The sequence below is a fragment of the Pantoea sp. S62 genome (assembly GCF_016658625.1).
GTDB classification, from domain to species: Bacteria; Pseudomonadota; Gammaproteobacteria; order Enterobacterales; family Enterobacteriaceae; genus Pantoea; species Pantoea vagans.
This window is the reverse complement of sequence record NZ_JACVVI010000003.1, coordinates 463275-490071: the sequence shown is the minus strand read 5'-3', so window position 1 is coordinate 490071 and position 26797 is coordinate 463275. Positions and strand designations below refer to the sequence as shown.

The 26797-nt window shown below is 55.8% G+C and carries 29 protein-coding genes; 20 read left to right on the top strand and 9 right to left on the bottom strand.

Features of this window, described 5'->3' with window-relative positions; all coding sequences use genetic code 11:
* Window positions 1–190: 190 nt before the first annotated feature.
* A complete protein-coding gene (locus IBT54_RS25355) occupies window positions 191–313 on the bottom strand; it encodes a hypothetical protein (RefSeq protein WP_009089698.1) in 123 nt (40 codons plus the stop codon).
* Window positions 314–597: 284 nt separating this feature from the next.
* Here IBT54_RS25355 and IBT54_RS07535 point away from each other — a divergent pair, with 284 nt between their 5' ends.
* Window positions 598–1188, top strand: coding sequence for a VOC family protein (locus IBT54_RS07535; RefSeq protein ID WP_201251935.1), 591 nt, complete (start codon window positions 598–600; stop codon window positions 1186–1188).
* Here the strand turns inward: IBT54_RS07535 and IBT54_RS07530 are convergent.
* Entirely contained in the window at window positions 1185–2330 is a 1146-nt protein-coding gene (locus IBT54_RS07530) for a MalY/PatB family protein (protein WP_147789044.1), read from the bottom strand. The two genes, IBT54_RS07535 and IBT54_RS07530, sit on opposite strands and share 4 nt — an antisense overlap.
* A gap of 85 nt (window positions 2331–2415) precedes the next feature.
* On the opposite strand from IBT54_RS07530, the gene cutC reads away from it, so the two are divergent.
* From cutC to IBT54_RS07485, 9 genes are all read left to right on the top strand, one after another.
* The gene (gene cutC / locus IBT54_RS07525; protein ID WP_033732938.1) at window positions 2416–3168 is read left to right on the top strand and encodes a copper homeostasis protein CutC; all 753 of its coding nucleotides are present in this window, start codon (window positions 2416–2418) and stop codon (window positions 3166–3168) included.
* 276 nt (window positions 3169–3444) lie between these two features.
* The gene (locus IBT54_RS07520) at window positions 3445–4302 is read left to right on the top strand and encodes a MurR/RpiR family transcriptional regulator (protein WP_013358191.1); all 858 of its coding nucleotides are present in this window, start codon (window positions 3445–3447) and stop codon (window positions 4300–4302) included.
* 128 nt (window positions 4303–4430) lie between these two features.
* Window positions 4431–5759: an aspartate aminotransferase family protein gene (locus IBT54_RS07515; protein WP_201251934.1), complete on the top strand. Its 1329-nt coding sequence runs from the start codon at window positions 4431–4433 to the stop codon at window positions 5757–5759.
* Entirely contained in the window at window positions 5756–6310 is a 555-nt protein-coding gene (locus IBT54_RS07510; RefSeq protein ID WP_187668478.1) for a carboxymuconolactone decarboxylase family protein, read from the top strand. The genes IBT54_RS07515 and IBT54_RS07510 overlap by 4 nt, the downstream gene beginning before the upstream one ends.
* Window positions 6311–6438: 128 nt before the next feature.
* Entirely contained in the window at window positions 6439–7191 is a 753-nt protein-coding gene (gene glnH, locus IBT54_RS07505) for a glutamine ABC transporter substrate-binding protein GlnH (protein WP_013358188.1), read from the top strand.
* A 51-nt stretch (window positions 7192–7242) separates the two neighbouring features.
* Window positions 7243–7899, top strand: coding sequence for a glutamine ABC transporter permease GlnP (gene glnP / locus IBT54_RS07500; protein ID WP_033732934.1), 657 nt, complete (start codon window positions 7243–7245; stop codon window positions 7897–7899).
* Between the two features lie 2 nt (window positions 7900–7901).
* Window positions 7902–8624 (top strand): glutamine ABC transporter ATP-binding protein GlnQ, encoded by a 723-nt coding sequence (gene glnQ / locus IBT54_RS07495; protein WP_201251954.1) that lies wholly within the window; start codon window positions 7902–7904, stop codon window positions 8622–8624.
* 20 nt (window positions 8625–8644) lie between these two features.
* Entirely contained in the window at window positions 8645–9667 is a 1023-nt protein-coding gene (locus IBT54_RS07490) for a C45 family peptidase (protein WP_201251933.1), read from the top strand.
* 311 nt (window positions 9668–9978) lie between these two features.
* Entirely contained in the window at window positions 9979–10827 is an 849-nt protein-coding gene (locus IBT54_RS07485) for a hypothetical protein (protein WP_201251932.1), read from the top strand.
* A 30-nt stretch (window positions 10828–10857) separates the two neighbouring features.
* On the opposite strand, the gene IBT54_RS07480 is transcribed toward IBT54_RS07485, so the two are convergent.
* Window positions 10858–11955, bottom strand: a complete 1098-nt coding sequence (locus tag IBT54_RS07480; RefSeq protein ID WP_201251931.1) for a glycerol dehydrogenase — start codon at window positions 11953–11955, stop codon at window positions 10858–10860.
* A gap of 144 nt (window positions 11956–12099) precedes the next feature.
* Between IBT54_RS07480 and IBT54_RS07475 the strand changes: the two genes are divergently transcribed.
* Window positions 12100–12723, top strand: coding sequence for a LysE family translocator (locus tag IBT54_RS07475; protein WP_013358182.1), 624 nt, complete (start codon window positions 12100–12102; stop codon window positions 12721–12723).
* A gap of 4 nt (window positions 12724–12727) precedes the next feature.
* On the opposite strand, the gene cmoB is transcribed toward IBT54_RS07475, so the two are convergent.
* The 4 genes from cmoB to IBT54_RS07455 all read right to left on the bottom strand — a co-directional run bounded on the left by cmoB (window position 12728) and on the right by IBT54_RS07455 (window position 15789).
* Window positions 12728–13696, bottom strand: coding sequence for a tRNA 5-methoxyuridine(34)/uridine 5-oxyacetic acid(34) synthase CmoB (gene cmoB, locus IBT54_RS07470; RefSeq protein WP_195857970.1), 969 nt, complete (start codon window positions 13694–13696; stop codon window positions 12728–12730).
* On the bottom strand, window positions 13693–14421 hold the full coding sequence (gene cmoA, locus IBT54_RS07465; RefSeq protein ID WP_033732927.1) for a carboxy-S-adenosyl-L-methionine synthase CmoA: 729 nt from the start codon (window positions 14419–14421) through the stop codon (window positions 13693–13695). Before cmoA ends, cmoB begins: the two co-directional genes overlap by 4 nt.
* 81 nt (window positions 14422–14502) lie before the next feature.
* The gene (locus tag IBT54_RS07460) at window positions 14503–14898 is read right to left on the bottom strand and encodes an MAPEG family protein (RefSeq protein ID WP_013358179.1); all 396 of its coding nucleotides are present in this window, start codon (window positions 14896–14898) and stop codon (window positions 14503–14505) included.
* Between the two features lie 69 nt (window positions 14899–14967).
* A complete protein-coding gene (locus IBT54_RS07455) occupies window positions 14968–15789 on the bottom strand; it encodes a DUF72 domain-containing protein (RefSeq protein ID WP_013358178.1) in 822 nt (273 codons plus the stop codon).
* Between the two features lie 211 nt (window positions 15790–16000).
* On the opposite strand from IBT54_RS07455, the gene aspS reads away from it, so the two are divergent.
* The 6 genes from aspS to ruvB all read left to right on the top strand — a co-directional run bounded on the left by aspS (window position 16001) and on the right by ruvB (window position 21526).
* A complete protein-coding gene (gene aspS / locus IBT54_RS07450; RefSeq protein WP_201251930.1) occupies window positions 16001–17779 on the top strand; it encodes an aspartate--tRNA ligase in 1779 nt (592 codons plus the stop codon).
* Window positions 17779–18210: a dihydroneopterin triphosphate diphosphatase gene (gene nudB, locus IBT54_RS07445; RefSeq protein ID WP_013358175.1), complete on the top strand. Its 432-nt coding sequence runs from the start codon at window positions 17779–17781 to the stop codon at window positions 18208–18210. Before aspS ends, nudB begins: the two co-directional genes overlap by 1 nt.
* 285 nt (window positions 18211–18495) lie before the next feature.
* On the top strand, window positions 18496–19239 hold the full coding sequence (locus tag IBT54_RS07440) for a YebC/PmpR family DNA-binding transcriptional regulator (RefSeq protein WP_033732924.1): 744 nt from the start codon (window positions 18496–18498) through the stop codon (window positions 19237–19239).
* 37 nt (window positions 19240–19276) lie between these two features.
* On the top strand, window positions 19277–19804 hold the full coding sequence (gene ruvC, locus IBT54_RS07435; RefSeq protein ID WP_003849205.1) for a crossover junction endodeoxyribonuclease RuvC: 528 nt from the start codon (window positions 19277–19279) through the stop codon (window positions 19802–19804).
* A gap of 94 nt (window positions 19805–19898) precedes the next feature.
* A complete protein-coding gene (gene ruvA / locus IBT54_RS07430; protein WP_003849207.1) occupies window positions 19899–20513 on the top strand; it encodes a Holliday junction branch migration protein RuvA in 615 nt (204 codons plus the stop codon).
* Between the two features lie 8 nt (window positions 20514–20521).
* Window positions 20522–21526 (top strand): Holliday junction branch migration DNA helicase RuvB, encoded by a 1005-nt coding sequence (ruvB, locus tag IBT54_RS07425; RefSeq protein ID WP_013358170.1) that lies wholly within the window; start codon window positions 20522–20524, stop codon window positions 21524–21526.
* Here the strand turns inward: ruvB and znuB are convergent, their stop codons facing one another.
* Together znuB and znuC are read right to left on the bottom strand one after the other, a co-directional pair.
* On the bottom strand, window positions 21527–22312 hold the full coding sequence (gene znuB, locus IBT54_RS07420) for a zinc ABC transporter permease subunit ZnuB (protein WP_201251929.1): 786 nt from the start codon (window positions 22310–22312) through the stop codon (window positions 21527–21529). It lies immediately after the preceding gene.
* On the bottom strand, window positions 22309–23064 hold the full coding sequence (gene znuC / locus IBT54_RS07415) for a zinc ABC transporter ATP-binding protein ZnuC (RefSeq protein WP_013358168.1): 756 nt from the start codon (window positions 23062–23064) through the stop codon (window positions 22309–22311). The genes znuB and znuC overlap by 4 nt, the downstream gene beginning before the upstream one ends.
* Before the next feature lie 77 nt (window positions 23065–23141).
* On the opposite strand from znuC, the gene znuA reads away from it, so the two are divergent.
* From znuA to lpxM, 3 genes are all read left to right on the top strand, one after another.
* The gene (znuA, locus tag IBT54_RS07410; protein WP_201251928.1) at window positions 23142–24089 is read left to right on the top strand and encodes a zinc ABC transporter substrate-binding protein ZnuA; all 948 of its coding nucleotides are present in this window, start codon (window positions 23142–23144) and stop codon (window positions 24087–24089) included.
* Window positions 24090–24102: 13 nt separating this feature from the next.
* On the top strand, window positions 24103–25434 hold the full coding sequence (mepM, locus tag IBT54_RS07405) for a murein DD-endopeptidase MepM (RefSeq protein ID WP_201251927.1): 1332 nt from the start codon (window positions 24103–24105) through the stop codon (window positions 25432–25434).
* Between the two features lie 125 nt (window positions 25435–25559).
* On the top strand, window positions 25560–26534 hold the full coding sequence (lpxM, locus tag IBT54_RS07400) for a lauroyl-Kdo(2)-lipid IV(A) myristoyltransferase (RefSeq protein ID WP_201251926.1): 975 nt from the start codon (window positions 25560–25562) through the stop codon (window positions 26532–26534).
* Window positions 26535–26797 lie beyond the last annotated feature (263 nt).

The window sequence follows — 26797 nt, the reverse complement described above, 5'->3', positions numbered from 1 at the left end:
AACAACGCCCGCACCAAAAAGCCGGGCTGTCATCATCTTGCCTGTGCGCATCGCGTAACGAATTGGCAGAAACGGATGGGGCAGACAAAACGGAAAAAAATGAGGGGAAAAGTATACGTGAAATGTGGGTGGGCGTCAGCAGTTGGATGAAGCGGGGAAACAGAGCTGAAGAAGATGTTTCCCGGAGGCGTTAACGACGTCGCAGATGACGGCGTGGGTTCTTTACGCTTTTATCTTCGCGCACCTTCCAATGGCGGGAAATTGCAAACCCCATCAGTGCGATCAGGACAGCGACAACGATGAGCATAGACATAGAGCCATTCCTTTTGGTTGTGTTAGGTCAAATTTATAGGAAGGCGGGGGAGGCTGCAATTGTTTGTACTTCAAATAAGAGTTATCTTATTGTATTAAAGAAGTTGATTTAAATCAATAAATTAGACTACTTTCATCAAGGAACTCATGGTCCTAAACAGGAGATAAATCCGAAATGAAAGATGTTATTATACGGTTTTGCGGTAAATTCCGGTCCAAATAAGATGAATCTTACCATTTTGTGACGCCGGACACGCGGCGCACAATAAACCCGACTAATTACAAATGCTAAACAAACAGAGAGGAATCCCGGTGGCTGAGCGATCTTTTCCGTCAGAATTGGATGATTTAAAGACAGATTTGGGACGTTTTGAAGAATCGTTGCAAATTTTTGCGCAGAGACTGGGTTTGCGCCTTAACGATCTGGTTGTGGACCATATTGCGGTGCGTTGTCATCAGGACACGACGGCGATGCGCTGGCAGCAAGGCCTGCAGCAGATTGGCACGCAGTTTTCGGCAGCGATGATCAACGGACGACAGATTTGCCTGTTTAAACTACATGATCCGTTGCTGGTAGCGGGCAGGCAGGTTGATGTGGTTGAGCTGCCATGGCCGGGTGAAAAGCGTTACCGCCATGAAGGCTGGGAGCATATTGAGGTGGTGTTGCGCGGCGATCATCAGACGCTGGGCATGCGTGCGATGGCATTGCTCTCCGATGACGCGCTGACGCAGCCGGGTATTTCATTTAAAACCAGCTCACCAAAGGGCGAGAATGAGCGTCTGCCCAATCCGACCCTGGCGGTAACGGACGGGCAGACGACAATCAAGTTTCATCCATGGCGACTGGAAGAGATTGTCGCCAGCGAGCAGAACTAGATACGGGCGGCTACTGCGCGCTTCAGGCGCGCAACGGCCTCATCCAGCAGCGCACGAGTGCAGCCGAAATTGAGCCGGACAAACTGGTCATTGCCAAACTCACGACCGGCCGATAAACCCAGTCCGTGCTTCTCAAAATAGAGTGCAGGGCTGGCCACACCCAGCGCACTGGCGTCGATCCAGGCCAGGTAGGTCGCTTCCGGCACGGCGACGGACAGGCCGGTCATTTTATTGACCTGTGATACCAGCCAGTCACGGTTACTGCGCAGGTAGGTATTCTGCGCCTGCAGCCAGGGTTCACCTTCGCGCCATGCCGCTGCTGCCGCAGTGAGCGCCAGAATATCCACATCCGGCACAATCCCGCGTCGCATCCGGTTAAAGCGCGAACGCAGTTCGGCATTAGGAATAATGGCAATGGACGCACCCAGACCGGCAATATTAAAGCTCTTGGAGGGTGACATCAGCGTGACGCTGCGCTGGGCGGCATCTTCACTCAGCGACGCAAACGGAATGTGTTCAGCGCCCGGTTCCAGCAGCAGATCGCTGTGGATCTCGTCGGAACAGACAATCAGATCGTGCTTCTGCGCAAATTCCAGCTGTGCCTGCAGTTCGTCGCGGCGATAAACGGTGCCGCCCGGATTCTGCGGATTGCACAGCATTAACAGTCGTTCTTTGCCGGTGAGCTGATCTTCAGCCGCATCCATATCCACTACCCAGCGCCCCTGTTGCAGCATCAGCGGCAGACTGAGCTGACCCCGTTCTGCCAGTTTTGCCGAACCGCGAAACGGCGGATAGATTGGCGTGGGGGCAATCGTCAGCTCGTCCGGTGCGGTAAACGCACGCACGGCGAGATTCAGTCCGCAAACCACGCCCGGCAAAACTACAATCCACTCCGGATTAACGTGCCACTGATAGCGTGAGGCGAGCCACGCTATCGCACTGTCAATAAACTCAACCGGCGTATCGCCATAACCAAAAATCCCATGCGCGGCGCGGGTCTTAATTGCCTCGATGATGCAGTCAGGCGATCGGAAATCCGTATCTGCCACCCACAACGGCAGAATGTCCTGGTCCGCATATTTGTTCCATTTAAGGCTATCGCTGTGACGACGGTCTATCCGTTGGTCGAAATTGAATGCCATAGTTAACTTTCCCGGTAAACTCATTCCAGCAGCCAGACTAACTGATGAATCTGCCTTGAACCAGAGTCATGTAAAGGAGAAGAGAATGACCACACTGGAAATTTGCTGCTATGGCGTGGATTGCGCCGTGACCGCACAACAGGCGGGCGCTGATCGGGTTGAACTTTGTGCCGCACCGCGTGAAGGCGGCCTGACGCCGTCGGCGGGGATGCTGAATGCCGCCCGGCGCGAGGTTTCGATTCCGGTTCATCCTATTGTCCGGCCACGGGGTGGCGATTTTTGTTATACCGCACGTGAATTCGAGGCGATGAAATCGGATGTGGCGTTAATCCGTGAACTCGGTTTTCCCGGTCTTGTGATTGGGATGCTGGATGAGGACGCCCATATTCATCAGGGCCAGATGCGACAGATTATGGCGCTGTGTGACGGTCTGGCAGTGACCTTCCATCGTGCCTTCGATCTCTGTCACAGCCCTAAGCGCGCACTGGAAGCGTTAACGGATTTGGGGGTGGCGCGCATTCTGACATCCGGTCAGCAGCAGAGCGCTGAAAACGGAATTGCATTACTTCGGGAACTAAATGAGACCAGTACCGGTCCTATCATTATGGCGGGTGCGGGCGTGCGTCTCAGCAACCTGCAAAAGTTTCTCGACATGGGGATTGATGAAGTCCACAGCTCGGCCAGCCGCCTGATGGCGTCACCGATGCGCTACCGCAAAGCGGGTGTCTCCATGTGTTCAGAAGCCGAAACCGACGAGTTCAGCCGTTACTGTGTAGACGGCGATGTGGTTGAGGCGATGAAAAGCGTGATGCAGATGAGCACCGTTCGGGTTGCCTGAACCACAACAGATTTTGCCGCGCAGCACGCCGATCATTGACGTGGTGTTTGCAAGTACCAAACCCCAGTATGCTTGCTGGGGTTCTTTTTGTGTAAAACCTGCTGCTTCCCGATTCCCTTTCTCCGCCACCTCTCCCGAGGTTACCAATCTCTTTCATGACATAAACGCGGCTTCTGCTGGCAGCGCGGCCTGTCGCCGGGCGTGAATCTCCGACAGTGGAGTCTGGATCCTAAATGTGATTAGATGCCTGCATCTGCCAGCCGATGAAGTGCCGCCATGAATCCCAGGGAAAATATTGTCAGCCAGTTCAGTGCGTTGTCGCCTGAGTTACAACGCGCTGCCGAGTTCTCACTCCAGAATACGAATCAGCTTGTGGTGCAATCCATGCGTGCTTTTGCCACAGAAGCAGGCGTGAAGCCTGCCACGCTACTGCGCCTGGCACAGCGCCTGGGCTATGAGGGCTGGGGTGAACTTAAAGACGCTTTTATCGATGATATGGGTCTGCGCGATGATACCTACGTATCCAAAGCTGAAAAGCTGATCGCAAAACCGACACAACCTCAGCTTTATGAAGAGGTCTTTCAGGCGCATCAGGCTAACCTTGCGGCGACGCAACATGAGAATCATCAGAAGATGGATCAGGCGGTTACCCTGCTGGATGCGGCGGAAAACGTCTATATCTGTGGATTTCGTGCCAGCTTTCCCATCGCCTGGTCGCTGTTTTATATCTATCGATTATTTAACCGCCAGGTTTCATTGATTGATGGCCTGGCGAGTAATATCGAAGTCTTTACCCGCGAACTGACGGCGCAGGACGCGATTCTGCTGACCAGTTTTGCCCCTTATTCACGCGAATCGCTGGCGGTGTTACAGGCTGCCCGGCAGGCAGGCGCGAAAATCGTCGCCATTACGGATTCGCCGGTTTCCCCTCTGGCGCAGGCCGCCGACTGTACGCTGCTCTTCTCGGTAGAGAGTCCCTCGTTCTTTCCTTCTGTGGTTTCCGGTATGGGGCTGGCGGAGTGTCTGCTGGCGATGCTGGTGGCACGCCATGGCCGCGAGGCGGTCAGCAAAATCGAAAATGCCGAACGCTACCTGATTGATTCAGGTGCCTATGTGGTGCCTGGCAAACCCTGAGAGAAGATTCATTTGTATCCGTCATAAGAAAATAGAATACATATGTATCATTATTGCGTTGACGTGATCCAAATGGATCCGGCAAGATGCGCTGAGTTATCGCAGCGTATTCAGGAGCAGGACCCAGCATGAGCCATATCATTCACCGCAGTCTGCGCAGCACGCCCGCCGTGGCAAACGGCGCACAAGGCGCGTACATCTTTGATGCACAGGGAAAACAGTATCTGGATGCCTGCGGAGGCGCTGCGGTTTCCTGTTTAGGCCACGCGCATCCTGACGTATTGGCTGCGATGCATCGTCAGATCGACCAGCTCGCCTATGCACATACCGGTTTTTTTACCAGCGACACGGTTGAACAACTCGCGGAACATCTGACCCGCCATGCGCCTGGCGATCTCAATTATGCCTATTTCGTTTCGGGTGGTTCCGAAGCCGTAGAAACGGCGCTGAAGCTGGCCCGGCAATATTTCGTTGAAATCGGTCAGCCGTCCCGCACGCGGTTCATTGCCCGCCAGCAGAGTTACCACGGTAATACGCTGGGTGCGCTGGCGGTGGGGGGCAACGAATGGCGTCGTCGCCAGTTTGCCCCGCTTTTAATCGACGTGATCCGGGTTTCTGCCTGTAATGAATATCGCGACCGCCGTGCTGATGAAACTCAGCAGCAATACACGCAGCGCCTGCTGGATGAGCTGGAGCAGGCGATTATTGATGCTGGCCCGGAGACGATCATCGGTTTTTGCGCAGAGACAGTCGTGGGCGCGACCACCGGCGCAACACCGCCTACACCGGGTTACTTCAAAGGCGTGCGCGCCCTGTGTGATAAGTACGGCCTGCTCTATATCGCGGATGAAGTGATGTGTGGCATGGGACGTACCGGAACGCTTTACGCGTTTGAGCAGGATGAGGTGGTGCCAGACCTGGTGACCATCGCCAAAGGGCTGGGGGGTGGCTACCAGCCAATCGGTGCGGTACTGGCGAGCGAAAAAATTGTCTCCGCTCTGCAGGCGGGCAGCGGACTGTTCCAGCATGGTCATACCTATATCTGCCACGCCACGGCGGCATCGGCCGCTCTGGCAGTGCAGCAGGTCATTGAGCGCGACAATTTATTAGCGGTCGTGAAACAACAGGGGGATTACCTGCAACGTGCGCTGCGCGATCGGCTGGGCGAGTTGCCACAGGTCGGTGACACCCGCGGGCGCGGTCTGTTCGCCGGGGTTGAACTGGTTCGTGATAAAGCCAGCAAAACGCCGTTCGATCCGGCGCTGAAACTGCACGCCAGAATTAAAGCTAATTGTATGGCGCGTGGTCTGATGGTCTATCCCATGGGCGGAACGATTGACGGGCAATATGGCGATCACATTCTGATTGCGCCACCCTTTATCATCACGACAGCGCAGCTTGATTTTGTGGTGGAAACGCTGGAGCAGGTGATTCGTGAAGAGACGGCCAGCTTATGATTAACCGTCTGCCGCCGCTGGCGCATCACGAATGGGACGATCAGCAGCGTCCGCTCGCAGAAGAGATCATTAACGGGCCACGCGGCGCGCTGCTGCCACCCTTTGAGCCATTGTTACGCAGCCCTGAGCTGATGGCGCACGCTCAGCGCATGGGGGAATATCTCCGGTATCGCAGTGCGCTGGGACAGCGTTTATCAGAGCTGGCCATTCTGATGACCGCCCGTCACTGGTCCCAGCCGGTAGAATGGGCAATCCATGCGCCGATAGCGCGCGAGAAGGGCATTTCTGCGGCCGCCGTGCAGGCGATAAATGAAAAGCGCCCGCCGGAAGACCTGGAACCCGATGAGTGGGTGATTTACCACTTCTGCCAGCAGCTGCACCAGCAGCAGAAAGTCAGCGACGCTACCTGGCAGCAGGCTATCGATTTGTGGGGCGAGAAGGGCGTGGTGGATCTGATTGGCATTAACGGCTATTACAGTTTTCTCTCAATGATCATGAACGGCGCACAGACGCCGGTACCCGATACGCAGGATCATATTATTCCTGAATAAGTCATCGTTTAATCCGGGCGCAGCCTGACACGCCCTGCATTTCAAATAAATTCTGTTCAGTCATTCCGGCGATAACCTCGCCGGATGATATTCACTGTACGCTATTTCACCGACGCCGGGGGTTAGATATGTCTGGATTATTCTCTAAATTAAAAGTCTCATTGGTATTAGTTGCCTGCTCAGCCAGTTTTATTGCTACTGCTCAGGATAAACTGATGGTAGGTGTGGATACCGCATTTGTGCCCTTTGAATTTAAACAGGGCGATAAGTATGTGGGCTTCGATATTGACTTATGGAATGCTATCGCTAAAAAGATGAACGTCAGCTATGAATTACGCCCGATGGATTTTGGTGGCTTAATTCCAGGGCTGCAGTCCCGTAATCTGGATGTTGCGATGGCCGGCATTACGATTACCGATGCGCGGAAACAGGTCGTTGATTTCAGTGACGGCTATTACAATGCGGATTTACTGATGGCGGTAAAAAGCAGTGATACCGCGATCAAAAAATTCAGCGATTTAGCCGGTAAGAAAGTGGGCCTGAAACAGGGCACCGCGGCGGCCAGCTTTATGAAGAGCAAATATAAAGCCGACTATGTTGAATTTCCTAATATCGATAACGCTTATCTCGATTTGCAGGCGGGTAATCTTGACGCGGTGGTGCATGATTCGCCGAACGTACTCTATTACGTGAAAACGGCGGGTAATGGCAAAGTGAAATCCACGGGTGAGACAGACAGCATTCTGCCGCAGCAGTACGGGTTCGCGATGCAAAAGAACAGCAGCCTGACGCCGAAAGTTAACGCTGCATTGCAGGCACTGCGTGCGGATGGCACCTACGACAAAATCTATGTGAAGTGGTTTGCGAAACAGCCGAAATAATTCAGCCAGGTCGGCACAGTCCGACCTCATTTCGCCTTAATGGATCGAACTATGAATTTTGACAGTAAATATATCTGGGAATCCCTGCCGTTATTATTGCAGGGTTTGCAACTGACGCTGATTATTTCATTATCGGGTTTGCTGGGCGGTTTCGTGATCGGTCTGCTGGCCGGAACCTGTCGCGCATTAGGTGGGCGAATAACTAAAACGCTGTCGCTGATTTTCGTTGAGTTAATTCGCGGCACGCCAATTATGGTACAGGTCATGTTTATCTACTTTGCCCTGCCGATGGTTATTCCGATTCGCATTGATCCCATTACGGCGGCGATTGTGACCATTGTGATTAATTCCGGCGCCTATATCGCCGAGATTACGCGCGGTGCAATCCTCTCTATCAATAAAGGATTTAAAGAGGCGAGTCTTGCCATGGGATTATCGCAGCGCAGCACCCTGTGGCATGTGATTATGCCGCTGGCACTGCGGCGTATGATCCCCGCACTGGGCAACCAGTGGATCATCAGTATTAAAGATACATCGCTATTTATTGTTATCGGTGTCGCGGAGCTAACCCGTCAGGGACAGGAAATCATTGCCGGTAATTTCCGTGCACTGGAGGTCTGGACCGCCGTCGCGATGATTTATCTGCTGGTGACGCTCTGCCTGAGTTTCCTGCTGAAGCAACTGGAAAAAAGGATCCACATTCTATGAGCATGGTTGAATTTAGCGCGGTGTCGAAAAATTTTGGCGCGACGCAGGTCCTGCACGATATCAATCTGAAGATAGAGGCGGGCGAAGTGGTAGTGATCATCGGGCCGTCGGGGTCGGGAAAATCAACGCTGCTGCGCTGTATTAACAAGCTGGAAGACATCTCTTCCGGAACGCTGCTGGTGGCGGGCAAGCACATCACCGATCCGCATGCGAATGAATGCGATATCCGCCGCGAGGCGGGTATGGTGTTCCAGCAGTTTCACCTGTTTCCTCACCTGACCGCGCTGGAAAATGTGATGTTCGGCCCTTTTCGCGTGCGCAGGCAGAGCAAAGCCTCGGCCCGCGAACAGGCGCTGGCCTTGCTGGACAGGGTCGGCCTGCGTGAACGTGCCAGTCATTACCCCGCAGAACTCTCGGGTGGACAGCAGCAGCGTGTGGCGATTGCGCGCGCGCTGGCGGTAAAACCCAAAATGATGCTGTTTGATGAACCCACCTCTGCGCTGGATCCCGAACTGCGCCACGAGGTGCTGAAAGTGATGCGCTCGCTCGCCGAAGAGGGCATGACGATGGTGATTGTGACTCACGAGATTGGTTTTGCCCGGGATGTGGCCTCAAGACTCATCTTTATTGATGGCGGGACCATTGCTGAAGATGGCTCACCTGATAAGCTGCTTAACGACAGCACGAATCCGCGCCTTAAAGAATTCCTGCAACACGTCTCCTGAAAGAAGTGAATGACAGCACAATGAAAAAAATTGCAATCAGTGGTTCGGCGTTTGAAATCGGTCAGCAGCTCGGCGAGTTTGGTCGTGAAGCGTGGCATCAGAAACTGACGCACATCGCGCTGTGGCAAACGGTCACGGCCATGAAACACACCGAACAGACTCAGCGCATGCGCGCGCAGGTTCAGGCTGACTTCCCGGAAATCTGGCTTGAGCTGGAAGGGCTGGCCAGCGGTTTGCAGGCACCCATCGATGACGTATTTGCATGGAACTGCCGGGGCGATCTGGTGCGTTCTACATCAGATGGCTGCACCACGGTGGCCGGGCAACGCCGCGATGGGGCGTTGGTCATTGCGCACAATGAAGATGGTTTTCCGCAGCTGCGGGGTGACTGCGCAGTGGTTCGTGTGCTGCCGGATCAGGGCATTGGGTTCACCAGCTTTGCCTATCCGGGTTCGATTTGCGGCCATACGTTTGCCGTCAATGACCGTGGGGTGGTGAACACGGTGAATAACATTCGTGCCGTGCATCGCCCGGCTGGGCTGCCGCGCCAGATTCTGGCGCGTGCAGCGCTGAATGCAGACACGCTCGATGAGGCGATTGCGCTACTGACGACCTCGCTGCGCGCAGGCGCTTTTCATCATACGCTGGGGCAGCGGGGCGATAGCCGACTGTTCAGCGTTGAAGCTACCGGTACAGGTTGTTCTGTCACGCAACTGTCCGGCCTCTTTGCGCATGCTAACCATCTTATCCATCCGCAACTTACTGCAACAGAGCAGGTGATCACCGACAGCTCTGCTTCACGTCAGCAGCGTCTGGATGTGTGGCTGAAAGAAGAGCCAGCATTTGATGGTGATGCTGCAAAAGCCATTCTGTCTGATCAGCATGATGCGATATTGCCCATCTACCGGCTCTCTCCGCAGGATCCCGACGAAGAGAATACGCTGGCAACGGCCATTTTCACCCTGAATGCCAGTCAGGTGGAATGGCAGGTATTCACGCAGGATCGCGGACAGGCCGTTTTGCAGGATGTAGTGAGTGAATAAATAACCCGGATCTGGCGAGAGGATCGCCGTAGGAAAACGTTATAAACCCGCTCAGGCGGGTTTTTTATCGCCAGCGGATGAACGGCTATGCGCCGCGTCTGCTTCCTGTTGCCGGCTGTCTGCCTTCACGTACAGGCGTTTTTAATTGTCATCCAGGACTTTTATCAAAAGCCGCAACACAATCTGCACGTTATCCGTTACGCTGCCAGAGCCGATGTCTGTCATGAGAGGTTGAGTTAAATCGTCCCGGATTTCCGCTGTTCATCCCCGCAGCGTTTACACTGAAAGCAACGTCGCCTGGAATTTACCCTATGAAACGCAATCAGATTCTCACTTTAAGCCTGATACTGACCGTGCTGTGCAGCGGCAACGCTGCGGCCAGCGCATGCCGCGCTGACAACGCCGCCGTGGTCAACAGCAACACCCTGATTTTGCTGGGCGGCAATGCGAAAGGCGCAGTGAAGCAGGTGATTGCAGGTGAGTTTGGCAAAGATGTAAATTCGCAAAAGCGGGTGCTGGGTCAGTTTGACGCCTGTGGCAATCTCACTGTAGCTGACGTCAGCTACGACAAAAGTGAACGCAACGTGATCCTCAGCATGGAGCAACACATTGCCAGGGTACAGGGCGGCTGGGTGGCGGAATATGCATATCTGGTCAAAGTGCTGAAAGAGGGCAAAGAAGTCGTTGTTGATAACCGGCAGGGAACGATTAACTGGCAGAAAGGCCAGCATGGCAATATTACCAGCGCCTCCGACAGGTTTACCAGCATGGGTAAAACCGGCTTTACCGACACCACCTATCGCTACGATCGGAAGCGCCAGCTTGAGAAGAGTGTGGCACGTGGCAGCGATCCGCTGACTAACGGCGAGTTCCACTACCACTGGAATCCAAAGGGTCTGGTGACGCGCACCACTTCCGCCCGGGGAACTGACGAATACACCTACGACCCCCAATGGCGCGAAGTGCGGCTCAACGGCACGGCGACCACACCGCTGAGCACCATCCGCTCGGTTGATGAGTGCCAGTCCTGGGATGAGGTCGGCAACTGTACCCTGAGCTATCTGCATGAAACCGAAATCTTCACGCGTGGCACCATCGAGCGCCATCTCAGCTCCGCCTACAAATATGAGTACTGGGACCAGCCTGCGGCAGAAGAGTAACAGGCGATCGAATGATCGCCTGTTGGCGGCTTATTTCACCGTCTGACTAAAGGCATCCAGCCCCAGCAGGGCGTTGGCAATATCCTCAGGTGACAGATGAGGATTAAGGTTTTTCAGCGTATCACCCTCACTGTTCGCCAGTGCCCCGACTTTCACCAGATTTTCCCAGCTTTCATTTTCCAGATGCATTTCACGCAGCGTGGTCGGCATATTGATGCTGCGATAGAAACGGATATAGCGCGCAATTTCCTCATCCGGCCGCTGCTCCAGCACCATCTGCGTCAGTGTGCCATAGGCGACTTTCTCGCCGTGGGTCAGATGGTGGATATCGCCATCGATGGCGGTAAAACCATTATGAATAGCGTGGGCGGCTGCCAGCCCGCCATTTTCAAAGCCCAGCCCCGAAAGCAGCGTGTTCGCCTCAACCACGGCTTCCACGGCGGGCGTGACCCGTTTTTCGGTAACGGCGATATAGGCGCTGTACCCCCACTTAAGCAATGTTTCTTCACAGGCGCGGGCAATCGCCAGTCCGGCAAGAGTCGGATCGCCGCTGACCATGGATTTAGCATGGGACCGGGCCACTGCCTGCGCTTCAACCCAGGTGGCCAGGCCATCGGCAATGCCGGAGGCAAAGAGCCGTGCAGGCGCACTGGCGCAGACTGCGGTATCCACCAGCACCAGATCGGGATTTTTGCTGTAGAAACGATAGCTCTCAAATACGCCGCTGTCAGAGTAGATCACCGACAGCGCGCTACAGGGAGCATCGGTGGAGGCAATGGTCGGCACAATAGCTACCGGCTGTTTAAGTTCGTCCGCCACCGCCTTAACCGTGTCCAGCGTTTTGCCGCCGCCCAGCCCGACCACCACATTACAGCCCTGACTCTTCGCCAGCGCACTGAGGCGGGTGATCTCATTACTGGAGGCCTCGCCGTTAAACTGCTGCCAGCTGAATTTCACCCCGGCGGACTGCAGCGTCTGTTGGGTGCGTTCGCCAATCAGTTTCCAGACGACCTCATCTGCCACCAGAAAAGCCTGATCGCCCAGCTCAGTCAGGTACGTGCCCAGCTCATCCAGCACACCGGCGCCCTGCACATATTTACGGGGTGATGAAAAAATAAATTTACTCATAATCACATCTCCTTAATATGAATGGTTCGACCCGATCCAGCCTGGCACAATCCGCTCAGCGTGGCAGGCGATCCCGCACATGACCGCGTCATGGGCTGTTAAGCTGCCTGAACACCCCCTGCTGAGGGATAACGGAGAATCATCATGAGCGCCACGCTCTTTTCATTTCTGTTTGCGATAACCATTCTGACACTCACACCTGGATTTGATACCGCGCTGGTGCTGCGAACCGCCATTGCGCAGGGCTGGCAGCGCGCCTGGGCGACAGCCCTTGGCGTGACGCTGGGTTGTCTGCTCTGGGGTATCGCAGTTGGGCTGGGACTGGGCGCGCTGCTGATGGCCTCTGAGATCGCCTATAACCTGCTGAAGTGGATCGGTGCCGGCTGGCTGCTCTATCTGGGCATAAAGCTGCTGCTTAAGCCGCGTCAGCAATCCGTAGAGACAGCTGAACAGCCTGCACATCAGCAGGGCTATCTGGCCTGCTTCAGTCGGGGATTAATGGGAAATCTGCTGAATCCGAAAATTGGCGTGTTTTACGTCACTTTTCTGCCACAGTTCATTCCGGCGGGGGCGTCGGTGGCGCTCTGGTGCACGCTAATGGCGCTGGCACACATGCTGCTGGGGCTGATCTGGAATGCGGTCCTGATTGGCGGCAGCCACTATTTCTCCGGACATCTGCGAAAACCGAAGGTGCTGAAGGGGATGGATCGCCTGACCGGCTGCGTGTTTATTGGATTTGCGGCGAAACTGGCGTTGTCTCGCCGCTAGGGCATTAGGGTTTAGTGGCGACCAGCACGGCACGCAGGGGAGCCGGATAGCCTTCAACCGTTTTGCTGGGATCGTCGGGGTCGAGGAACTCAGCGAGGGATTCGCTGGTCATCCAGTCGGTGCGGCGCTGCTCTTCAATGGTGGTCAGCGCAAAATCGACAATCCGCACATCCACAAAGCCGCTTTTTTCCAGCCAGCTTTTCAGCGCTTCCGCTGACGGGATAAAGAAGACATTGCGCATCTGCGCATAACGCTCACCGGGCACCAGCACCTGATTAACATCGCCCTCAATCACCAGCGTTTCCAGCACCAGTTCGCCTCCGCTCACCAGCTGATTTTTCAGCTGTAACAGGTGATCCAGCGGGGAACGACGGTGATAGAGCACACCCATCGAAAATACGGTATCAAACGCCTGTAACGCGGGCAGCTGCTCAATGCCCAGCGGCAGCATATGCGCCCGGCGATCGTCATTCAGCAACTTACGCACTGCTTCGAACTGCACCAGGAACAGCTGCATTGGATCGATGCCGACAACCAGATGTGCGCCCGCGCCAATCATCCGCCACATGTGGTAACCGCTGCCACAGCCCACATCCAGCACCGTCCGGCCCGCCAGCGGGGAGATGTGCGGCAGCACGCGTTCCCACTTCCAGTCAGATCGCCATTCAGTGTTGATGTGGGTGCCGTAGAGGAAGTAGGGCCCTTTGCGCCACGGCATCAGGTTACGCAGTAGTTTCTCAATCCCCTGACGATGGCGGTCGCTGATGTCATCGCGGTCGGCGGTGACGCTGTGCAGCAGGTCGAGCTTTTGCGGCTCCAGCAGCGGCAGATACTCCAGCGACTTGTACCAGTCACGAAAGTGACCGTGCAGGTTTTCGCGCTGCCACTCACTGATTTGCGCCGGTAATACTTCCAGCCACTTCGCCAGCGGGCCCACTGCAATTTGCTGATAAAAACGGCCAAAGTCGATCATTTCAACGCCACCAGAGATCCAAAGTTAAAGCACTGGAACCAGAGTTCGGCGTGCGAGAAACCGGCCTGTTTCAGGCGGGCTTTATGCGCTTCGACGCTGTCAGTCAGCATCACATTTTCCAGCATGCTGCGTTTCTGGCTGATTTCCAGTTCGCTATAGCCGTTGGCGCGTTTGAAGTCGTGATGCATGTTGAATAACAGCTCACCGACCTCGGCGTCTTCAAAGCTGAACTTCTCCGACAGCACCAGCGCGCCGCCCGGTTTAAGTCCCTGCCAGATCTTTTCCAGCAGCGCCAGGCGTGCAGGCGGCTCCAGAAACTGCAGCGTGAAGTTGAGCACCACCAGCGAGGCGTCTTCAATCTCAATGTCGCGGATATCCGCTTCCAGCACCGTGACCGGCGTGTCAGCGCGAAACGCATCAAGATGTCGGCGGCAGCGCTCCACCATCGCCGGGGAGTTATCCACCGCGATGATCTGGCAACCTGGCACATGAATATTGCGGCGCACCGAGAGGGTGGCCGCGCCCAGCGAGCAGCCCAGGTCATAGACCCTGCTGTCCGGGGTAACAAAACGTTCTGCCAGCATGCCAATCATCGAAATGATGTTGGAGTAGCCCGGCACCGAGCGCTGAATCATGTCAGGAAAGACTTCAGCTACACGCTCGTCAAAAGTCCAGTCGCCCAGTTTTGCAATGGGCGCTGAGAAGAGTTGATCGCGGTCAGACATATCGAAAATCCGAAGAGACGACGGAAAGGGCGCTATTCTCGCAGAAAGTGGGGCGGGCTGCACCCCTTAACCCAGGCTGGCTTAATGGAGCGTCAGGACCAGTTCCCACGGCATGTAGATCAGGTTGAAAATCACCATGCCGCACAGGGAAAACAGCGTCAGGAGCATGCCATATTTACGGCCTGCCATGGCGCTGCTGCGCAATCCCCATGCATGCAGCAGGCGGCTGATAAAGAACAGCAGGCCGGTGAGATGCACCATCCAGATATCGGCGCCGTTCATCTCCATCATCACCAGCAGAAACAGCGCCAGCGGAATGGTTTCAATGGCATTGCCATGAATGCGGATCGCCATTTTCAGGTCGTGATAGCCGCCATCGCCATACGCCACCCGGTAGAACCGGCGGTAACGCACCACGTCCAGCGTGAATTTCATTACCAGCAATGCCCCTATCACCACATATAACGCGCTAACCATAGCCACTCCAGCGACTGTCCATAATGGTTCTATTCTAACGGGCGTGCAGCCCGCTGTCCTGTAACGCAATCAAAACAGTGACGTCTGTTGCGGCCAGTCCGGTCCATTGCCAATAGCCGGATCGATCTCCTGCAACTGCGGCCACAGTGCCTGCACCAGCGGAAAAACCTGGCCCATATCGGGGGTGTGCAGAAACAGCATGGCGTCGCCCTGTTGCTGCCATTCCACGAGCTTGGGACGCCAGATCTGAAACAGCGGCACGCTCTCGTCCACGCTGTCGCTGCCGATAAAGCGCACCATCGGCTGGGAGCCGGTTCGCAGGGCATGCGGCGGCACTTTCGGCTTCTGCGAACGCGCGACCAGCGCTGCCGGGCTTTGCGAGGTGGAGGCGTGAACCGGACGGCTGTCGAGCATTACACGATTGATGCCGCGCTCAAGCAGGCCCCGATTGAGTGACCGTTCCGCCTCGCCCTTGGCGAAGAAAGCCGGATGACGCACTTCGACGCCGTAGTGAAAGCGGCGCGGCAGACTGTCCAGAAAACGCCACAGGTCGTTGAGCTGTGCCGGGGAGAAGCTGGCGGGCAGCTGCAGCCAGTACTGACCGATGCGGTCGGCCAGCGGTTCCATCAGGCGCAGAAAATCGGTCAGCAGGTCGTCGCTGTGCTGCAACGCCGCCTGATGGCTGATGGTATTGGGAAATTTAAAGCAGAAGCGAAATGCATCGTGGGTCATGTCGCGCCAGCGCATCACCGTTTCCGCATTCGGCAGCGCGTAGAGGGTGGTATTTCCCTCTACGCAGTGGAAGTAGCGGGCATAGTCCGCCAGGCTTTCGATACCCCAGCGTTTCCAGTGTGAATGCTGCCATTGGGGCAGGCCAATACGAAGTGTCACGCGCGCTCCTGGCTGCAGGTTAAGAGATTGCATTATCCGCTATGGTCGGGCTGAGGGGCAAATGCACACAGGAAATCGGCGCTTTGGCGCTGATCTGCTTATCCTGTCTGGCTTTTTCCATTATAATGGCCGCCATTTTTGCGACAGCATCGCATCAGGTAACGCGGCCGGATGCTGTCAGCTGCAGCGGCGAAGTTAAAAGGATAGTGTTATGCGTACAGAATATTGCGGACAGCTCAATCTGTCTCATGTGGGTCAGCAAGTCACGCTTTGCGGCTGGGTAAACCGCCGTCGCGATCTGGGCAGTTTGATTTTTATCGACATGCGCGACCGTGAAGGCATCGTGCAGGTGTTTTTTGATCCCGATCGTCAGGACGCATTTAAGCTGGCTTCTGAACTGCGTAACGAATTCTGCATCCAGATCACCGGTACCGTGCGCGCACGCGATGAGAAGAACAAAAACAGCGACATGGCGACTGGCGAAGTTGAGGTGTTTGCCCAGGCGCTGACCATTATCAACCGCTCTGAGCCCCTGCCGCTGGACTCGAATCAGACCAACAGCGAAGAAGCGCGCCTGAAATACCGCTATCTGGATCTGCGTCGCCCTGAGATGGTGACGCGTCTGAAAACCCGCGCAAAAATCACCAGCTTTGTCCGTCGCTTTATGGATGACGAAGGTTTCCTGGATATCGAAACCCCGATGCTGACCAAGGCGACGCCAGAAGGCGCGCGCGACTATCTGGTGCCAAGCCGGGTTCACAAAGGCAAATTCTATGCGCTGCCGCAGTCACCACAGCTGTTCAAACAGCTGCTGATGATGTCCGGCTTTGACCGCTACTATCAGATCGTAAAATGCTTCCGCGATGAAGATTTACGTGCCGATCGCCAGCCAGAATTTACCCAGATCGACGTCGAAACCTCCTTTATGACCGCGCCACAGGTGCGGGAAATCATGGAGCGTCTAATCCGCAATCTGTGGCAGGACGTGCAGGGCGTGGACCTCGGCGAGTTCCCGCAGATGACCTTCGCGGAAGCGATGCATCGTTACGGTTCCGATAAGCCGGATCTGCGTAACCCGATGGAGCTGGTGGACGTTGGCGACCTGCTGAAAAACGTGGAGTTCCAGGTCTTCTCTGGCCCGGCTAACGATGAAAAAGGCCGTGTTGCCGCGCTGCGCGTGCCGACCGGTGCGCAGCTGAGCCGTAAGCAGATTGATGAATATGGCAAGTTCGTGGAGATTTACGGCGCGAAAGGGCTGGCGTGGATGAAGGTTAACGTCCGTGCCGACGGTCTGGAAGGCGTGCAGAGCCCGGTTGCCAAGTTCCTGAATGCAGAAATCGTTGAAGGCATTCTGAGCCGCACCGGCGCGCAGGATGGCGATATCATCTTCTTTGGTGCCGACCGCGCCAAAGTGGTCGCTGATGCTCTGGGTGCACTGCGCCTGAAAGTGGGCCGCGAGCTGAACATCACCGATGAGAAAGCCTGGGCCCCGCTGTGGGTGATCGACTTCCCGATGTTCGAAGAGGACGAGGAAGGCGGTCTGGCCGCCATGCACCATCCGTTCACTGCGCCGAAAGAGATGAGCGCAGACGAGCTGGCTGCGGATCCAACCCGTGCCGTGGCGAACGCCTACGACATGGTGATCAACGGTTATGAAGTGGGTGGCGGTTCAGTGCGTATCCACAACGGCAAAATGCAGCAGACCGTGTTCAGCATTCTGGGTATTGAAGAGCACGAGCAGCGCGAGAAGTTTGGCTTCCTGCTGGATGCGCTGAAGTTCGGTACACCACCGCATGCGGGCCTGGCTTTTGGTCTGGATCGCCTGACCATGCTGCTGACCGGCACCGACAACATTCGTGACGTTATCGCGTTTCCGAAAACCACGGCGGCAGCCTGCATGATGACCGAAGCGCCAAGCGAAGCGAACCCGGCTTCTCTGCTGGAGCTTGGCATCCAGGTCGTTAAAAAAGAAAAGCCTGAGAATAAATAATGGGCTATAAACACCCGGTTTCAGTGCTGGTCGTCATTTCGGCGCGCGATACTGGCCGGGTGCTGATGCTGCAGCGGCGTGACGATCCCGCATTCTGGCAGTCGGTGACCGGCAGCCTGGAAGCGGGAGAGTCACCGCTGGCAACCGCGTGTCGTGAGGTGAATGAAGAGGTCGGCATTGACGTGCTGGCTGAGCGGCTGGAAATAGAGGATTGTCAGCGTCAGATTGACTTTGAAATCTTTCCCCATTTTCGCCATCGCTATGCACCGGATGTCACCCATAATCACGAACACTGGTTTCGCCTGCAACTGCCGGAAGAGCGGGATATCACGCTGACCGAGCATCTGGCGTTTCGCTGGCTGACACCCGCTGATGCTGCAGCATTAACCCGATCATGGAGTAACCGCCAGGCAATTGAAGAATTTATCTGAATGCTCGCCATCGCCCGGTATTCCGGCGGCGGATAGATTAAATTTTATGAATCTGGTGAGTTTTAACAGGACTACACCAACCTATTGAACAGTCAGGCGTCATCCTCGCCACGAAATTGTTCACCGTCAGCGCGACGTCGCCTGCGTACACCGCTACGTGAGGACGATACGCAACGCTCGCCTCTCAGGGCAGTCCGGTTGTGACTCGCCTGGCTGAGCACCGACGGTAAATAAGCTCGCAGCCAGGAGAGCCTGCACCCTGTAAAAGATCGGAGAAAAGTTAACATGGCAGGACACAGTAAGTGGGCAAACACCAAACACCGTAAGGCGGCGCAGGATGCCAAGCGCGGCAAAATCTTCACCAAAATCATTCGTGAACTGGTGACAGCGGCCAAGCTGGGCGGCGGCGATCCGGGTTCTAACCCGCGTCTGCGTGCAGCGATGGATAAAGCGCTGGCGAACAACATGACCCGTGACACCATGGATCGCGCTATCGCGCGCGGTGTGGGCGGCGATGACAACGCCAACATGGAAACCATCATCTATGAAGGTTACGGTCCAGGCGGCTCAGCCATCATGATTGAATGCCTGAGTGATAACCGTAACCGTACCGTGGGCGAAGTGCGTCACGCCTTCACCAAGACCGGCGGCAACCTTGGCACCGACGGCTCCGTGGCTTATCTGTTCAACAAAAAAGGCGTCATCTCCTTCGCGCCAGGTCAGGATGAAGACGCAGTGATGGAAGCCGCACTGGAAGCGGGCGGCGAAGACATCGTCACCTATGATGACGGCGCGATTGATGTCTTTACTGCATGGGAAGAGATGGGCACCGTGCGTGATGCACTGGAAGCCGCTGGCCTGAAAGCGGATACCGCAGAAGTGGCAATGATCCCGACCACCAAAGCGGAAATGGATGCGGAAACCGCACCAAAACTGCTGCGTCTGATCGACATGCTGGAAGATTGCGATGATGTGCAGGAGGTCTATCACAACGGTGAGATCTCCGACGAGGTGGCGGAAACGCTGTAATGGCGTTTACCGTCACAGCGTTAACCGGAGAGGCGTAATGTCGATTATCCTGGGTATCGATCCCGGCTCACGCATCACCGGTTATGGTGTTATTCGTCAGACCGGCCGCCAGCTCACCTATCTGGGCAGCGGCTGTATCCGCACCAATACCACTGAATTGCCCGCCCGCCTGAAGCTGATTTATGCGGGCGTGTGCGAAATCATCACGCAGTTTTCACCTGATTTCTTCGCTATCGAGCAGGTGTTTATGGCGAAGAATGCTGACTCCGCGCTGAAGCTCGGCCAGGCGCGGGGTGCTGCGATCGTTGCTGCGGTAAACCACGATCTGCCGGTGTTTGAGTATGCCGCCCGTCAGGTGAAACAGACGGTGGTGGGCATCGGCAGCGCCGAGAAAAGTCAGGTGCAGCATATGGTGCGAACTCTGCTGAAACTGCCGGCAAACCCGCAGGCGGACGCCGCCGATGCGCTGGCGATAGCCATTACTCACTGTCACGTGGCGCAGAACGCCGCGCGCATGAGTGACAGCAAGCTGGTGCTGACGCGCGGACGGTTGCGCTCAGGTTAGGGCATCGCACAGAACAGACGCTCAGGCTGGATATTCATCCAGCCTTTTTTATGTTATAAAATCCGCCACATTCGTTAGTTAAGGAAGCATTCAGGTGATAGGTCGTTTACGGGGCAACATTCTGGAAAAGCAGCCGCCACTGGTGCTGCTTGAGGCACACGGCGTCGGCTATGAAATTTACATGCCCATGACCTGTTTTTATGAATTGCCTGAACTTCAGCACGAAGCGGTGATTTTTACCCACTTTGTCGTGCGTGAAGACGCTCAGCTGCTGTTTGGTTTTAACAGCAAGCAGGAGCGCGCGCTGTTTCGCGAACTGATTAAAGTGAATGGCGTCGGCCCCAAGCTGGCACTGGCGATCCTCTCCGGCATGTCGGCGCAGCAGTTTGTGACTGCGGTAGAAAAAGAAGAGATCGCGTCACTGGTAAAACTGCCTGGCGTGGGTAAAAAGACCGCTGAGCGTCTGGTTGTTGAGATGAAGGACCGCTTCAAAGGGATGCATGGCGACCTGTTTGGCGGCGATTCGGCCTTTACGCTGACCACACCGAGCGCCGAGCCGGAAACCAACGATGCGGAATCCGAAGCGGTTGCAGCGCTGGTATCACTGGGTTATAAACCGCAGGAAGCGAGCCGTATGATCAGTAAAGTCGGCCGACCGGATGCGGATTGTGAAACCCTGATCCGCGAAGCGCTCCGCGCCGCCATTTGAGGTAAGTCATGATAGAAGCCGACCGCCTGGTCTCCGCTGCCAGCATTAACGAAGAAGAGATAATCGACCGCGCCATTCGCCCGAAGATGCTCACCGAGTATGTCGGCCAGCCACAGGTGCGTGAGCAGATGGAGATTTTCATCAAAGCCGCACAGCTGCGTGGTGATGCGCTGGATCATCTGCTGATCTTCGGTCCGCCAGGTCTGGGGAAAACCACGCTGGCGAACATCGTGGCCAACGAGATGGGCGTGAACCTGCGTACCACCTCGGGTCCGGTGCTGGAGAAGGCAGGCGATCTGGCGGCGATGCTGACTAACCTTGAACCGCATGACGTGCTGTTTATCGATGAGATCCATCGCCTGTCACCGGTGGTGGAAGAGGTGCTCTATCCGGCAATGGAAGACTATCAGCTGGATATCATGATCGGTGAAGGCCCGGCGGCGCGTTCGATTAAGCTCGATCTGCCGCCGTTTACCCTGATTGGTGCCACCACCCGTGCAGGCTCGCTGACCTCGCCGTTGCGCGATCGCTTTGGCATTGTGCAGCGTCTGGAGTTCTATCAGGTTAAAGATCTGCAGCACATCGTAGGACGCAGTGCCGCCTGTCTGGGCCTGGCGCTGAGTGACGAAGGGGCGTTAGAGATTGCCCGTCGCGCACGCGGCACACCGCGTATCGCCAACCGCCTGCTGCGCCGCGTGCGTGACTTCGCAGAGGTGCGGGCTAATGGTGATATGAGCGGAGAAGTCTCCTGCAGCGCGCTGGATATGCTTAACGTCGACAGTGAAGGGTTCGATTATATGGACCGTAAACTGCTTCTGGCGATTATCGACAAGTTTATGGGTGGGCCGGTGGGGCTGGATAACCTGGCTGCTGCGATTGGTGAAGAGCGTGAGACCATCGAAGATGTGATTGAACCCTTCCTGATTCAGCAGGGTTTTATTCAGCGCACACCGCGTGGCCGTCTGGCCACGCAGCATGCTTATCGTCACTTCGGCATTACGCGCGAAGAGTGACTACATGGCCGGTTTGCGCACCATGCTGAAGATAAACAGGATGGCGGCGCAGAGCACCACGGACGGACCGGCAGGCGTGTCGTAAAACGCAGAGAAGGTGAGACCGCCGGTGACGGCAACCACGCCGATGACCACCGCGACGGCCGCCATGCCTTCCGGCGAACGCACAAAACGACGTGCGGTGGCAGCCGGAATAATCAGCAGTGAAGTGATAATCAGCGCACCCACAAACTTCATCGCCACGCCAATCGTCAGCGCCGTAACCAGCATCAGAATCAGCCGGGTTCGCTGGATATTCACGCCATCCACCTGCGCCAGTTCCGGGCTGATGGTCATCGACAGCAGCGAACGCCACTGCCACGCCATCACCAGCAGCACAATTATCACGCCGCCACCCATCATCCAGAGGTCATCAGGCGTTACGGCCAGCAGGTCGCCAAACAGATACGCCATTAAATCAACGCGCACGTTCTTCATCAGGCTGACGACGACCAGGCCCAGCGACAGCGCGCTGTGCGCCATAATGCCCAGCAGGGTATCGATAGCCAGATGCGGACGTCGCTCCAGCCAGACCAGCCCCAGTGCCAGGCAGACCGTCACCAGAATCACCGCGTAGTAGGGGTTCACGTTCAGCAGCAGGCCAAAGGCTACGCCGAGCAGAGACGCGTGCGCCAGGGTATCGCCAAAGTAGGACATCTTGCGCCAGACGACGAACGAACCCAGCGGACCGGCAGCCAGCGCTAACATCACACCGCCTATCCAGCCCGGTAATAACAACTCAATCATGATGAACCCTGTCCTTTGCGTAAAACGATACGTCCCTGAAGGTCGTGACGATGATTATGATGATGACGGTAGATCGCCAGCTCCTGCGCGCCACGCGGGCCAAACATCGCGATAAATTCGGGATGCTGCGAGACGGCTTCCGGCGTGCCGGAACAGCAGATATGGTGATTGAGGCACAACACTTCGTCGGTTTTCGCCATCACCAGATGCAGATCGTGGGAAACCATCAGTACGCCGCAGTTCAGTTCCACGCGTAACTGATTGATCAGGTCATACAGCGCAACCTGACCGTTCACATCCACTCCCTGCGTTGGTTCATCCAGCACCAGCAACTGAGGCTGATTCAGCAGGGCGCGTGCCAGCAACACACGTTGAGTTTCACCGCCGGAGAGCTTTTGCAGCGGGGAGTTGAGCAGATGGCCCGCCTGCACACGTTTCAGTGCTGGCATAATCTCCGCGTGTTTGCTGCCACGGGTCAGACGCATAAAGCGCTCAACCGTGACCGGCAGGGTGGGATCGATGTGCAGCTTCTGCGGCACGTAGCCGATACGCAGAGCAGGATCACGCTGAACTGAACCGGTTGTAGGGGCGAGCAGGCCGAGCACCACACGCACCAGCGTTGATTTTCCGGCACCGTTGGGACCCAGCAGGGTGAGGATGCGACCAGGCTGCAACGCCAGGCTGACGCCTGATAACACATTGCGCTGGTTAAACTTTATCGAAACGTTATCGAGTGTGACAAGTGAGGTCATAGTATTTACAGGTTGCACAGAATTTCGAATGTTATAATATCACATTCCACCTCATGGTCACGATGGAATGACGTAATATGTTACATAATAAAAAGGGCACAATTTTCGCCCTGACTGCTTTATCTGTTTCAGCTTTGTTAACCCTTCCTGCCCAGGCGAATGTCGTGGCTTCACTCAAACCGGTAGGTTTTATTGCTGCTGCCATTGCCGATGGCGTTACACCGGTTGAGGTGCTGCTGCCGGACGGCGCGTCCGAACATGATTACGCCCTGCGGCCATCTGATGCAAAACGCTTAAAAAACGCGGACTTAGTTGTCTGGGTCGGGCCAGAAATGGAAGCCTTTATGGCGAAGTCTGCGGCTGAACTTCCGGCTCAAAAAAACCTCGCGATGGTGAACATCGACGGGGTAAAACCGTTATTGATTAGCGGTGGTGAAGATGAAGATGAACACGCAGTGGAAAAATCCGAAGATCAGGATGCTGAAGCGCATCATCACCATCACGGCGAGTTTAATATGCACCTGTGGTTGTCGCCAGAGATTGCGCGCAAAACCGCGGTTGCAATCCATGGAAAATTATTGGAACTTATGCCGCAAGATAAGGCCAAACTTGACGCCAACCTCCAGCAGTTTGAGGTAGCTTTGGCGGACACGGACAAACGCGTCAGCGCACAACTTGCTCCGGTCAGAAATAAAGGATATTTCGTTTTTCACGACGCTTACACGTACTTTGAAAAGCACTACGGTCTCTCGCCCGCCGGGCATTTTACCGTCAATCCTGAAATTCAACCGGGCGCTCAGCGTTTACACCAGATACGAACACAGTTGGTTGAGCAAAAGGCGGTCTGCGTCTTTGCTGAGCCACAATTCAGGCCAGCAGTCATCGATGCTGTCTCCCGCGGAACACAGGTGCGTAAAGGCACGCTTGATCCCCTGGGCACGGACATCAGCTTAGCCAAAGACAGCTATGTGAAATTCCTCTCACAACTGTCGAGCCAGTATGAAAGCTGCCTGAATGGAGCATGAGGAATAGGTAAAAGTGCAGCAGATAGCCCGCTCTGTCGCCCTCGCATTTAATAATTTGCCGCGCCCCCACCGCGTAATGCTGGGATCGTTAACTGTAGTCACTCTGGCCGTCGCTGTCTGGCGGCCTTACGTTTATCATCCGACGGATGATGTGACCCCCATCGTTAAAAACATTGAACTGGATAAGAACACGCTCCGCACGCTGTTGCCGGAAGCCAGTGAGCCGATCGATCAGAGCACACCGGAACCGGACGAAGAGCTGCCTGCGGATGATGTCGACACCGACGTGCCCGAAAGGGCAGGGGTGCATGACTACACTGTTTCATCCGGCGATACCCTGAGCAGTGCCCTGAATCAGTATGGCATCGACATCAGTGATATCAATGCGCTGGTGGTGAGCGATCGCGATCTGCGTAATCTGCAGGTCGGTCAGCAGCTGAGCTGGACGCTGGATGATGATGGTGGCCTGAAAACCCTGAGCTGGGAAATTTCCCGTCGTGAAACCCGCACCTATGAGCGCACCCCAGCCGGTGGCTTTAAGATGGATGCGGAGATGCAGAAGGGCGAATGGCGCAACAGCGTGATGCAGGGCGAAGTGCGCGGCAGTTTCGCCGCCAGCGCCATGCGGGCGGGGTTGAGCGGGGCTGAAGCCAGCGCCGTGATTAAAGCGATGCAGTGGCAGATGGACTTCCGTAAGCTGCGTGCTGGCGACCAGTTCAGCGTGCTGATGTCACGTGAAATGCTGGATGGCAAGAGTGCACAGAGTCAGTTGCTGGGCGTGCGCCTGCGCAGCGGCGGTAAAGATTATTACGCATTCCGCGCGGAAGATGGCAAGTTCTACGATCGCAGCGGCTCCGGTCTGGCACGCGGCTTTATGCGCTTCCCGACGGTTAAGCAGTATCGTGTCTCTTCCAACTTTAATCCGCGTCGTCTTAACCCGGTAACGGGCCGCATTGCGCCGCACAAAGGCGTCGACTTTGCGCTGCCAATCGGTACGCCGGTGCTCGCAGTGGGTGATGGTGAGATCGTGGTAGCGAAAAACGGCGGTGCCGCCGGTAACTACGTCGCTATCCGTCATGGCCGTCAGTATATGACACGCTATATGCACATGAAGAAAGTGCTGGTGAAGCCAGGTCAGAAAGTGAAACGTGGCGACCGTATTGGACTGTCCGGCAACACCGGGCGCTCCACCGGACCGCATCTGCATTTCGAAATCTGGATCAATAACCAGGCGGTTAACCCATTAACGGCGAAGCTGCCGCGCATGGAAGGTCTGACCGGCAAAGATCGCAGCGACTACATGGCACAGGTTAAATCCTGGCTGCCTCAGCTGGGTCTGAAGTAAGCGAATTTCGTCAAATCGCGCAAAAACCGACGGCTTCTCCGTCGGTTTTTTGCTATCTGGCGCAGGATGATTGCAAATTTTCAGGTCGTCACTATCATAAGCCGGTCATTGCTTGAGGCGAGTGCATGGAAACCCGTAAAAAAAATAACATTGAATTTATTCCCGTTTTTGAACGTTCTTTTCTCAAACCTAAGTACTGGGGCAGCTGGCTGGCAATAGGTGCGCTGGCGGGGCTGGCGTATTTACCGCCGAAAGTGCGCGATCCGCTGCTGGGCCGGTTAGGCCGGTTTGCCGGTAAGCTGGCAAAGGGCGCACGTCGCCGCGCGCTGATTAATCTCTATTATTGCCTGCCGGAATTCAGTGAAGAGCAGCGTGCCACGCTGGTCGATGAGATGTTTGCGACAGCGCCGCAGGCGATGACAATGATGACCGAGCTGGTGCTGCGCGATCCTGCTCGCATCCGGCAGCGCGTTGAGTGGCATGGTCGTGAAATCATCGACCAGATGAAAGCAGAGCAGCAGAACGTGATTTTCCTGGTGCCACACGGCTGGGCGGTGGATATTCCCGCCATGCTGCTGGCGTCAGAAGGTCAGAAGATGGCGGCCATGTTCCACAATCAGAGCGACCCGCTGCTGGACTACGCCTGGAACACGGCCCGTCGTCGCTATGGCGGCCGGATGCATGCCCGCAACGATGGGATTAAGCCGTTTATCAGTTCAGTACGTCAGGGTTACTGGGGCTACTATCTGCCCGATCAGGATCACGGTGCCGAGCACAGCGAATTTGTCGATTTCTTCGCTACCTATAAGGCGACATTGCCTGCGGTAGGCCGGCTGATGAAGGTGTGTCGTGCCCGCGTGGTGCCGCTGTTCCCGGTTTATAACAGTGAAACGCATAAGCTTGAGATTTATGTGCGTCCGCCGATGGACGATCTGCTGGAGGCCGACGATCACCAGCTGGCTCGCCGGATGAATGAAGAGGTGGAAATATTTGTCCGCCCGCATCCCGAGCAGTACACGTGGATCCTCAAGCTGCTGAAGACCCGCAAAGAGGGTGACATCGAACCCTATTCGCGCAAAGAGCTTTATCCGCGCAAATAGCAGAAAGGCCGCGAAAGCGGCCTTTTTGGTACGTCGGGTTTGGTTAGCGGTAAGTTCGAAAATGCTTAGGGAACACGGTCAGATCGGAAAGGCGCTTAAGCCATCCCTGGCCGCTCGGCCCGCGCCATCCGTGGCGCGGGACGCTTTCCTCCTCTGCCCGTGTTCCCTGCGCTTTAAGTTTATTTGCCGCTTTCAGATTCACCCAGATCCAGCGATTAAGTGATAATAAAAAGGCCGCTTTCGCAGCCTTTTATGAGTGAATA